Below are 10,475 nucleotides of genomic sequence, written 5' to 3'. Positions count from 1 at the left end.
GGCTGCCCCGCCCCTTGACGATGATCTGCGCAGCCTCCTCATGGCTGAATGCGGGTTTGTAGACCCGTTTCGAGATGAGGGCATCATAGACATCCGCCACGGCCATCAGGCGGCCAGAGAGGGGGATGGCCTCCCCAGCCAACCCATTCGGATAACCGCTGCCGTCCCACTTCTCGTGATGGGTGAGGGCTATCTCCCGCGCCAGTCGCAGGAAAGAGTTTGAACCGAGCTGGGCTTCGGCGCTGGCCAGCGCATCGGCGCCGATCTGGGAGTGGCGCTTCATGATGACGAACTCCTCGTCGGTCAGCTTGCCTGCCTTGAGCAAGATAGCATCGGGGATCCCCACCTTGCCCACATCGTGCAGCGGCGCGGACTTGAACAGCAGCTCAATGGTGACCTCATCGAGACGATAGCGGGCAGGGTCAGTCCTATCCAGATACTCGGCCAGCTCCTTGACATAGTACTGGGTGCGGATGATGTGCGCGCCGGTTTCATTGTCCCGGGTCTCCGCCAGAGAGGCCAGGCCGAGGATGGCCACGTCCCGCGTCAGGTGGAGTTCGTCGCTGCGCGCCTTCAACTCCGCGATCATCTGGTTGGTGCTGGCGGCGATCAGGCCAAACTCGTCATCCCGCGTCACTGGCACCCGCGCCGCCAGATCGCCAGACTGCACCCGTGCCATGGCGCGGGTCTGGTGCATCAAGGAGAAGGTCAGGTTGCGGCCATAGCCACGAATGATGATCCAGAGATAGCCAAAGGTCACCGCCATCACGAAGGCGATTTCCAGCAGGATATAACGCTGGGCATCCTGCCTCGGCAGCTCGTAACCCACTGTCACCAGCCACTCCATATCCTTGTTGAACAGCAGGAAGAAGACGCCCCCCAAGAGGATAAGCGTCGCCAGGGCAAACAGGGAAAACTTGCGGGAAACCGACATGGCCAGCGGCTGGTTCAGCGCCAGACAGGCTTGATGCTCACGCCGCCGGGCCCACACCCAGTCCCGGGTCAGCGACAAGTCTGCCGCGACCAGAAACCCGAGCGTACTCATGCCCAGCAGGATCTTGAGGTGGCTCTCCAGTGGGAAGCCATGAACGACCCCATTGTAGAGCGAGAGCAGCAGGGCCCCCAGCAGATAGAGGCCCCACTCCAGTCCGAAGCCTGCGACGCCTTGCGCTGACAGCGTCAATCGGCGCAGCAGAAGCGCGCGCAGGGCAAACATCAGCGCAAAGGTCGGCAAGGTGGGCGTCAACAACTGGAGCAGCGTCAAATGCTCAAGAAATGGACACACCTGAAAGCCGTAAAGACAAAATAGTGACAAGGTCACCGCGTAATGCAGGGCGCAACGTCCCGAAATGTTCTGCATGATTCGACCCAAACCGCTGTTTATTGTTATGGCGGCGGGGGAAGAACCCCGCCTTTCACAGACGCCGCAGCAGCAGACTCCCTATCGAATAGCCAGCGCCAAACGAGCAGAGCACACCACGGGCACCCGCAGGAAGGTCGCGATTGTACAGATGGAACGCGATAATGGAACCCGCCGAACTGGTATTGCCATAGCGGTCCAAGATGACGGGAGCCTCCTCCTGGCTGGCATCATGGCCCAGCAATTTACGACCGATAAACTGGTTCATGGTGAGGTTGGCCTGATGCAGCCAGAGTCGGGAAAGTTCCCCGGCCTGCCAGCCCTGACTCGCCAGCTGCCCCTCAATCTGGTCGCATACCAGAGGCAGTACCTCCTTGAACACCTTGCGCCCCTGCTGGCGAAACAGCTTGTCGTCGCCATATCGGGTGCGTGGGCTGAGCCGGTTCAAGAAACCGAAGTTGTTGCGAATGTTGTTGGAGTAGTGGGTCACTAGCTTGCTGGCCACCAGCTGCCAGGGGTTGGCCACCTGGCAATCTTCCCCCCGCTCCAGCAGGACAGCGGTACAGGCATCGCCGAAGATGAAGTGGCTGTCACGGTCGCGAAAATTGAGGTGGCCCGAACAGACCTCGGGATTGACTACCAGTGCCAGCCTGGCCGTCCCTGCCGCCAGCAGATCCGCCGCCGTCTTGATGCCGAAGGTGGCGGAGGAGCAGGCCACGTTCATGTCAAACGCCATACCAGCGGCGCCGAGGTAGTGTTGCAGCTCGATCGCCAGCGCCGGATAGGGGCGCGGCATGTTGGAGGCGGAGACGATGACCAGGTCGATCTCTTCGGGTTTGCGACCGGCGGCGATCAGCGCCTGTTCGGCGGCGGCCACCGCCATTTCGACCATGATGGACGGCTGTTCATCGGGGCGTTCGGCCAAGAGCGGTTGCATGATGTCGGGATCCAGAACCCCTTCCCGACTCACCAGGAAGCGGCTCTTGATGCCGGAAGCTTTCTCGATGAAGTCACTGCTGGAGTGCTGCTTGGCATCGAGCTGACCCGCATCGATGGCGGAAGCGTTCTCTTCGTTGTAGAGATCCACATACTGGTTGAAGGCTTTAACCAGCTCCTCGTTGCTGACGGCATAGGGCGGGGTATAGAGGCCGCTGCCACTGATCACTATCTGGGTCATCTTTGCTCCTGTGCCGGGTGCAGTCCCGGCTTATCGGGTAGGGTCGAGGTGACGCTGGGCTGGGCCGACCTAGGAACAGTCGCCAGAGCGCGACACTCTGCTATCGTTCAGGGTTTCGTTATAACTGATCACCGGATGATGGTCGGCGATTAATTCAGATAAGAGGGTATAAGCTCTATATCTTGTAATAACATATTGTTATAACAAAACGTCACTTCTCATTCAGGAATCTCAGAGTAATCTTGTTTCATCGCCGTAACAAACAGGGATAGCACCATGAGTAAGATTTTTGAGGACAACAGCCAGACCATAGGTCACACCCCGCTGGTTCGTCTCAACCGTGTTACCAAGGGCCGAGTGCTGGCCAAGATCGAGAGCCGTAACCCCAGCTTCAGCGTCAAGTGCCGCATTGGCGCCAACCTGATCTGGGATGCCGAGAAGCGCGGCGTTCTGACCAAGGGCAAGGAGATCATCGAGCCCACCAGTGGTAATACGGGTATTGCTCTGGCCTTCGTGGCTGCGGCCCGTGGCTATCCCATCACCCTCACCATGCCAGCGACCATGAGCCTGGAGCGTCGCAAGCTGCTCAAGGCCCTGGGTGCCAATCTGGTGCTGACCGAGGGGCCTCTGGGCATGAAAGGCGCCATCGCCAAGGCCAATGAGATCCTCGAATCTGAACCGGGTAAATTTGTACTGCTGCAGCAGTTTGAAAACCCGGCCAACCCCGAGATCCATGAAAAGACAACTGGCCCCGAGATCTGGGAAGCCACCGATGGCGACATCGATGTGTTCGTGGCCGGGGTAGGTACCGGCGGCACCATCACCGGGGTCTCCCGCTACATCAAGCAGACCAAGGGCAAGGCCATCATTTCGGTCGCTGTCGAGCCGAGTGAATCCCCTGTCATCAGCCAGAAACTGGCCGGAGAAGAGATCAAACCAGGTCCCCACAAGATCCAGGGCATAGGCGCCGGTTTCATCCCGGGCAACCTGGATCTGACCCTGCTGGACCGCGTCGAGCAGGTCAGCAGCGATGACGCCATCGAGATGGCACGTCGCCTGATGGAAGAGGAAGGGATCCTGGCCGGGATCAGCTCTGGCGCCGCCGTCGTGGCCGCAGCCCGTCTGGCCGAGCTGCCGGAATTTGCTGACAAGACCATCGTCGTCATACTGCCAAGCGCCGCCGAGCGCTATCTCTCCAGCGCCCTGTTTGCCGGTGTATTCAGTGAGCAAGAGCTGCAACAGTAAGTGATGTTATTTTCCATAAAAATGGCGCCCACTGCGGGCGCCATTTTTGTTTACGCTAAACTTAGCGCCAAACAGCGCCAGTCGACCCCCCTTATTTTTTGGGGTAAAATAACAAATAAAGACGCCACAAAAAAAGCAGACATTCTGTGATAAATCTCATATCCTGTGCGGCGTCACGCACTTTTTGCGGGTCAGGTTTCACAAAGTAACAAAGTGTTATTTTTCGTTATAAAATAACGACAAGCTAGGTATAGCAAGGCTTGCAGCACGGTGTTCCAGAAAATCCGACCAAGACTACAAATACTGAACAGAAAATTGACCTGGATTAAGCTATTGCAGGTCTGATTTCGTTACTTTACAACATATGCATACTTAAACGGTCTGACAGAGCAGCCTCAAGGCGGCCTTTAGGCTATAAAATATCAATAATATGGGGTGAACCATGTACGAGAAGTCTGTAGTTATCACTGCTGAAAACGGCCTGCACACCCGTCCGGCAGCGCAATTCGTGAAAGAAGCCAAAGAATTCCAAAGCGAGATCACTGTGGTCTCCGGTGGCAAGTCCGCCAGCGCCAAGAGCCTGTTCAAGTTGCAGACTCTGGGTCTGACCAAGGGTACCAACGTCACCATCCAGGCCGATGGCCCGGACGCCCAGAAAGCCGTTGAGAAGCTGGTCGCCCTGATGGACGAGCTGGAGTAATCCGGCTCACACTCCTCCCCCACAGTCGTTTTAATAGGAAGGATTATGATATCTGGCATTCCTGCGTCCCCCGGCATCGCATTCGGCAAGGCGCTTCTTCTCAAAGAAGATGAAATCGTTATCAATCAGGGCAAGATCTCTGCCGAACAGATAGATACCGAAATCAACCGCTTCCTCGAGGCTCGGACCAAGTCAGCTACCCAGCTGGAAGCTATCAAAGAGATGGCTGGTCGCACCTTTGGCGAGGAAAAAGAGGCCATCTTCGAAGGCCACATCATGCTGCTCGAAGATGAGGAGCTGGAAGGGGATATCAGATCCTTCATCAAGGACAATAAGGCCCATGCTGACAAGGCCATCTACGAGGTCATCGAGCAATATGCGAAGATGATGGCCGACCTGGATGACCCCTATCTGCGTGAGCGCGCCACCGATTTCCGTGACATCGGTACCCGTCTGGTGAAAAACGCACTGGGCATCGCCGTGGTCAACCTGAGCACCATAGACGAAGAAGTCATTCTGGTCGCCAACGACCTGACTCCGTCTGAAACTGCCCAGATCAATCTGAAATATGTGCTGGGTTTCGTCACCGACATAGGTGGCCGCACTTCCCACACTTCCATCATGGCCCGCTCCCTCGAGCTGCCGGCCATCGTGGGCACCAATGACATCACTCGCCGCGTCAACAATGGCGACATGCTGGTGCTGGATGCCATCAATAACCAGGTCATCATCAATCCAAGCCCAGAGCAGCTGGCCGAGGCCAAGAAGTTCCAGGCCCAGTTCCAAGCCGAGAAAGATGAGCTGGCCAAGCTGAAAGACCTGCCTGCCATCACTCTTGATGGTCATCAGGTCGAAGTCTGCGCCAACATAGGTACCGTCAAGGATACCGAAGGTGCCATCCGCAATGGCGCCGAGGGCGTGGGTCTGTACCGCACCGAATTCCTGTTTATGGACCGCGATGCGCTGCCGACCGAAGATGAGCAGTTCAAGGCATATAAAGAAGTCGCTGAAGCCATGCCTGATCAGCCGATCATCGTCCGCACCATGGACATTGGCGGCGACAAAGAACTGCCCTACATGAATTTCCCGAAAGAGATGAACCCCTTCCTGGGCTGGCGTGCTATCCGCATTTTCTTCGATCGCGAAGACATCATGCACGCCCAGCTGAAAGCCATCTTGCGTGCTTCTGCCTTTGGCAAACTGCGCATCATGTTCCCGATGATCATCTCGGTTGAAGAGTTCCGCAGTCTCAAGGCCACGGTAGAGCAGCTCAAAGCCGAACTGCGTGCCGACGGTAAAGCCTTTGATGAATCCATCGAAGTAGGTATCATGATCGAGACCCCGGCCGCTGCCGTGATGGCTCATCATCTGGCCAAGGAAGTGGACTTCTTCAGTATCGGTACCAACGACTTGACCCAGTACACCCTGGCAGTCGACCGTGGTAACGAGATGATTTCCGCCATGTACAACCCGCTGTCACCCTCCGTCTTGACGCTGATCAAGATGGTTATCGATGCTTCCCATGCCGAAGGCAAGTGGACCGGCATGTGTGGTGAACTGGCTGGTGACGAACGTGCCACTCTGTTGCTGCTGGGCATGGGTCTGGATGAATTCTCCATGAGCGCCATCTCCGTACCGCGCATCAAGAAGCTCATTCGCAACACCAACTTCGAAGATGTGAAGGCCATGGCTGATCAAGCATTGAGCTATGCCACCGCCGCCGAAATCGAAGCATGTGTAGATAACTTTATAAAGCAGAAAGCAGTCTGCTAAGATCGGCTGCAAACAGCGACAATCATCTTTAGGAGCTTTTACTATGGGTCTGTTCGATAAACTGAAGAAGCTAGTTTCCGATGACAGCTCTGACACTGGTGGCATCGAAATCTTTGCCCCCCTGTCTGGCGAAATCGTCCCCATCGAAGACGTGCCTGACGTAGTATTCGCCGAGAAGATCGTTGGTGACGGCATCGCCATCAAGCCGGCTGGTAACAAGATGGTTGCCCCCTGCGACGGCACCATCGGCAAGATCTTCGAGACCAACCACGCATTTTCGCTGGAGTCCGATACTGGTATCGAACTGTTCGTTCACTTCGGTATCGATACCGTTGAACTGAAAGGTGAAGGCTTTACCCGCATCGCTCAGGAAGGCCAAAAGGTCAAACGCGGCGACACCATCATCGAGTTCGATCTGGCCCTGCTGGAAGAGAAAGCCAAGTCTACCCTGACGCCGGTTGTCATCTCCAACATGGATGAGATCAAAGAGCTGATCAAGATGACAGGTGCCGTGACCGTTGGTGAGACTCCGGTGATCCGCATCAAGAAATAAGTCTGGCCCAAGCCTGACGATAAAAACCGACGCCCAGGCGTCGGTTTTTTTATGGCCGCACGACCAGCCACAGACTCGACTCCCACTGCATCTTTCCCCACAGATCCACCCATGCCTGATGACAAACGATCTGCTCGGCTTATCACTCCGGACACCACCATGTTCATCTCCTCCGCCAGTCTCCAAGAAGAGATACTGCGGTTGTCCACAAAAAAGCCCCGCAGATGGCGGGGCTGATGGTGACAGGGTGGCTGAATCGCCTTAAAGACTCGCCTCCAATATGGCGCGGCTCACCTCTGGCGTCACGCTTCTGTGCTCACCCAGTGCCGTCATGCCATGAGCCTCAAGCTGACTGATGAGCGGTGCTATGTCAGCCTGATCCAGGCCGTAGTCGGCAAGACGGGTCGCTATGCCCATCTGCTCGAAGAAGGCACGGGTACGGGCGATAGCCCCCTCGATGCGCCCCTGCTCGTCCCCTTCCTTGAGTTGCCATACCCGATCGGCATATTGCAGCAACTTGGCTCGCTTGCTTTGTTGGCAGTGGGTAAGCAGAGAGGGCAGGATCACGGCCAGGGTGCGAGCATGGTCGATTCCATGGGCGGCAGTCAGCTCGTGACCTATCATGTGGGTCGCCCAGTCCTGGGGCACACCGGCCCCGATCAGGCCGTTGAGAGCTAGGGTCGCCACCCACATCAGGTTGGCACGCACCTCGTAGTCATTGGGGGTTGCCAGCGCCTTAGGACCTATTTCAATCAAGGTCTGCAGCAGCCCCTCGGCGAATCTGTCCTGAGCCAGGCCACCTGCAGGATAGGTCAGATACTGCTCCATCACATGCACGAAGGCATCGACCACCCCGTTGGCAATCTGGCTCTCGGGCAGGGTGAAGGTCTTTTGGGGATCCAGGATGGAGAAACACGGGAACACCAGGGGCGAGCGGAATGGCAGCTTGGCCTGCAGCGCCTTGTTAGTGACCACTGCGCCGTTGTTCATTTCTGAGCCGGTAGCTGGCAGCGTCAGCACGCTGCCAAAAGGCAACGCCTTGCTCACCTTGGCACCGAAGCTCTCCAGGATCTGCCAGGGTTCCCCCGCAAACGGCACGGCGGCGGCAACAAACTTGGTGCCATCGATCACAGATCCGCCCCCCACCGCCAACAGGAAGTCGAGGCCATCGCGACGCACCAGCGCCACCGCACGCATCAGGGTTTCATAGGTGGGGTTGGGCTCTATGCCGCCAAACTCCTGAACATGACGATCGCCAAGGGCCGTCAGCACCTCGGCCAGGGTGCCATTCTTACGGGCGCTTTCGCCACCAAACAGCACCAAAACCCGTGCCTCGGACGGCACCAGCTCGGCCAGGCGGCCGATAGTATCCTTGCCAAAGATGATTTGGGTCGGATTATAAAAATCAAAGTTCTGCATGGCTTGCTCCAAAGTAGACCAGTCGTCTAGTTCATGGGTAAATAAAAGGCGTCGGCCCAGCGGCAGACGCCTGGATTCAGGTATCGAGTTGCAGCAATTGGCGAGTGGCCGCCATGGCCGAGGCCAGAGGAGCCTTGTCCCGGCTCATCTTGCTGAGCAGACTGGCCCCCAGCCAGAGCTGGTAGAGAGTCTGTGCCAGCGTCTCGGGTGCCCCGCAGACTGGCAGTGAGCCGTCTGCCTGCCCCTGGGCCAACACGTCTGCGATGCGGCGAATGACACCACGGGTACCTTGCGCCAGCACGCTGCGCATCCCCTCGGAGAGATCGCTCACCTCGGCGCCCAGTTTGACCGCCAGGCACTTGCCCTCTCCATCGGTGCAGCTCTGGCTGTCGAGCCAGTGCTGCCAGTAGTCGAGCAAACGTTCACGCCCACTGCGATCGGGATGCTCAAACAGCTCATCCATCAAGCGCCAGTAGCGCTCGAAATAATATTCGAGCAGGGCGACGCCAAACGCCTCCTTGGAGCCGAAGTAGTGATAGAAAGAGCCTTTGGGCACCCCTGCCGCATTCAGCAGCTCATTGAGCCCGACCGCGCTGAAGCCCTTGCTGCCAATCAAGCGCTGGGCGGTGCAGAGGATGTGCTGGCGCATGTCGCCAGTGACGGATGTCTTGTGCATGGCGGCCATGATAGCCGCCATTAGACCAATCGTCTAGTGGCAACTCAAAAACCATCCTCTGGCCAAGAGCCCCCCGCCAGGGTGGGGCCTCTTTGTCTGGCCGGACTCAGCTCACAGCAAGATGGCTGGCAAGGAGCTATGGCCTGAACCTGTGTTCAAGGCAGCACCACCCGGCTCTCGCCCCCGCCCAGCGCCTCGATACGGATCTGCACACCGATGCGCTCCACCAGGGTCTGCACATGAGAGATGACGCCTATCTGGCGCCCCGCAGCTTGCAGGGAATCCAGGCTGGCCAAGGCCAAATCCAGGCTGTCCGGATCCAGAGTCCCGAAACCCTCGTCGATAAACAGCGACTCTATCTGGGTCTGCTTGGAGGAGAGGCTGGAGAGCGCCAACGCCAGAGCCAGGGAGACCAGGAAGCTTTCACCGCCGGAGAGGGAGTCGACAGAGCGCACTTCATCCCCCATGTCGAGATCGACCACCTGCAATGCCAGATCGGTGCCGGGAACCCGCTCCAGCCGGTAGCGAGGCGACAAGTCACCAAGCTGGGCATTGGCCTCGAGCAGCAAGCGCTCCAGGGTCAGGCTCTGGGCGAAGGTACGGAATTTGGCACCGTTGGCCTGACCGATGAGATCCGAGAGCTGTTGCCAGTGATCCGCCACCTCTTGCTGACGCAGCACGGCGGCCTGCAGTTCACCCGCCTTCTGGCGAGCCGCCTCGTCCTGCGCCAGCTGGCTACGACACTCGAACAACTGCTCATCAAGCTCGCGGCAACTGGCTTCGCACTCGGCAAGACGCAGGCTGAGCGCCTCATCGCAGAACCCGGCCATGTCAGGGTGCTGCTCACGATAACAGGCCAGCTTGGCCTCCTCCTGAGCCAGCGCCCGCTGGCGCTCCACGAGCCGGGTGCGCGCCTCGGCCAACGCTTCCTCCAGCCCTTGCAGAGTCTGGCGCTTGGCCTTCCGCTCCTCTGCCGAGATGGCCAGCAGACGGCGCAGCTCATCCTCCCCGACCCCGAGCGCACTGGCATGCTCGCTCCAGCGCGCCAAAAGCGCCTGCCGACGATGCTCGGTCAACTGCCTCTCCTGCTCAAGGTGAGCCAAGCGGGTCTTTAGCTCGGTTTGTCGCTCGCGCAAGCCACGCACAGCCGCCCCGGCTTCGTCAATCTGACCTGCCAGCTGCGCCAGGCGCTGCTGCCATTCGGCCTCCACCGCCTCGATGGCCAGCCCTCCCAGGCACTCAGCGCGACTGGCCAGCAAAGCCTGGCGCTGCTGCTCGCCTTCTTTATAGTCAGCTTCCAGCTTGTCCAACCGCTCATTCTGGCTCTGTACCCGCACCTCCTGTGCACTGAGCAGGGGAGTCAGCGTGGCGAGTTCATTGCCAAGTTGTTCCCACTCGCTCTGCCCCTGCAAATAAGCCTCGCAGATCTGCCGCCACTCCTGCCAACGCTCTCCCGCCACCCACTGGCGCCAGGGCTCAGCGCCCATCTGCTGATCGAGCCGTGCCTCCCCCTGCACCAGACGCTGACGCAGTGTGCTCTCCTGCTCGGCCAACGCCTTCAGCTCGGCCTCC

The 10,475-nt window shown here is 58.4% G+C and carries 9 protein-coding genes; 4 read left to right on the top strand and 5 right to left on the bottom strand.

The window, feature by feature from the left end; genetic code table 11:
* Together G113_RS15880 and G113_RS15875 are read right to left on the bottom strand one after the other, a co-directional pair.
* Positions 1-1,360, bottom strand: a 1,360-nt coding sequence (locus G113_RS15880; protein WP_040319312.1) for an HD-GYP domain-containing protein, incomplete at its 3' end; no start/stop codon positions are given.
* 55 nt (positions 1,361-1,415) lie between these two features.
* The gene (locus G113_RS15875; RefSeq protein ID WP_005906819.1) at positions 1,416-2,537 is read right to left on the bottom strand and encodes a beta-ketoacyl-ACP synthase III; all 1,122 of its coding nucleotides are present in this window, start codon (positions 2,535-2,537) and stop codon (positions 1,416-1,418) included.
* Between the two features lie 276 nt (positions 2,538-2,813).
* Between G113_RS15875 and cysK the strand changes: the two genes are divergently transcribed.
* The 4 genes from cysK (at position 2,814) to crr (ending at position 6,808) form a co-directional block, all read left to right on the top strand.
* On the top strand, positions 2,814-3,782 hold the full coding sequence (gene cysK / locus G113_RS15870; RefSeq protein ID WP_005906817.1) for a cysteine synthase A: 969 nt from the start codon (positions 2,814-2,816) through the stop codon (positions 3,780-3,782).
* A gap of 442 nt (positions 3,783-4,224) precedes the next feature.
* Positions 4,225-4,482 (top strand): HPr family phosphocarrier protein, encoded by a 258-nt coding sequence (locus tag G113_RS15865; protein WP_005303128.1) that lies wholly within the window; start codon positions 4,225-4,227, stop codon positions 4,480-4,482.
* 45 nt (positions 4,483-4,527) lie between these two features.
* On the top strand, positions 4,528-6,255 hold the full coding sequence (gene ptsI / locus G113_RS15860; RefSeq protein WP_005906808.1) for a phosphoenolpyruvate-protein phosphotransferase PtsI: 1,728 nt from the start codon (positions 4,528-4,530) through the stop codon (positions 6,253-6,255).
* A gap of 43 nt (positions 6,256-6,298) precedes the next feature.
* Complete coding sequence (gene crr / locus G113_RS15855; RefSeq protein ID WP_005906805.1) at positions 6,299-6,808, top strand: PTS glucose transporter subunit IIA; 510 nt, start codon at positions 6,299-6,301, stop codon at positions 6,806-6,808.
* Between the two features lie 261 nt (positions 6,809-7,069).
* On the opposite strand, the gene G113_RS15850 is transcribed toward crr, so the two are convergent.
* The 3 genes from G113_RS15850 to G113_RS15840 all read right to left on the bottom strand — a co-directional run.
* On the bottom strand, positions 7,070-8,227 hold the full coding sequence (locus tag G113_RS15850; RefSeq protein ID WP_005906803.1) for an iron-containing alcohol dehydrogenase: 1,158 nt from the start codon (positions 8,225-8,227) through the stop codon (positions 7,070-7,072).
* A 76-nt stretch (positions 8,228-8,303) separates the two neighbouring features.
* Positions 8,304-8,924, bottom strand: a complete 621-nt coding sequence (locus G113_RS15845; RefSeq protein WP_005906801.1) for a TetR/AcrR family transcriptional regulator — start codon at positions 8,922-8,924, stop codon at positions 8,304-8,306.
* A 134-nt stretch (positions 8,925-9,058) separates the two neighbouring features.
* A partial coding sequence (locus G113_RS15840) for an SbcC/MukB-like Walker B domain-containing protein (RefSeq protein WP_005906799.1) occupies positions 9,059-10,475 on the bottom strand: 1,417 nt, incomplete at its 5' end.

This window comes from Aeromonas molluscorum 848, from assembly GCF_000388115.1.
In the GTDB taxonomy this organism is placed as follows: Bacteria; Pseudomonadota; Gammaproteobacteria; order Enterobacterales; family Aeromonadaceae; genus Aeromonas; species Aeromonas molluscorum.
Note: the sequence above shows the minus strand (reverse complement) of the source record. Positions and strands in the feature narration are given on the sequence as shown.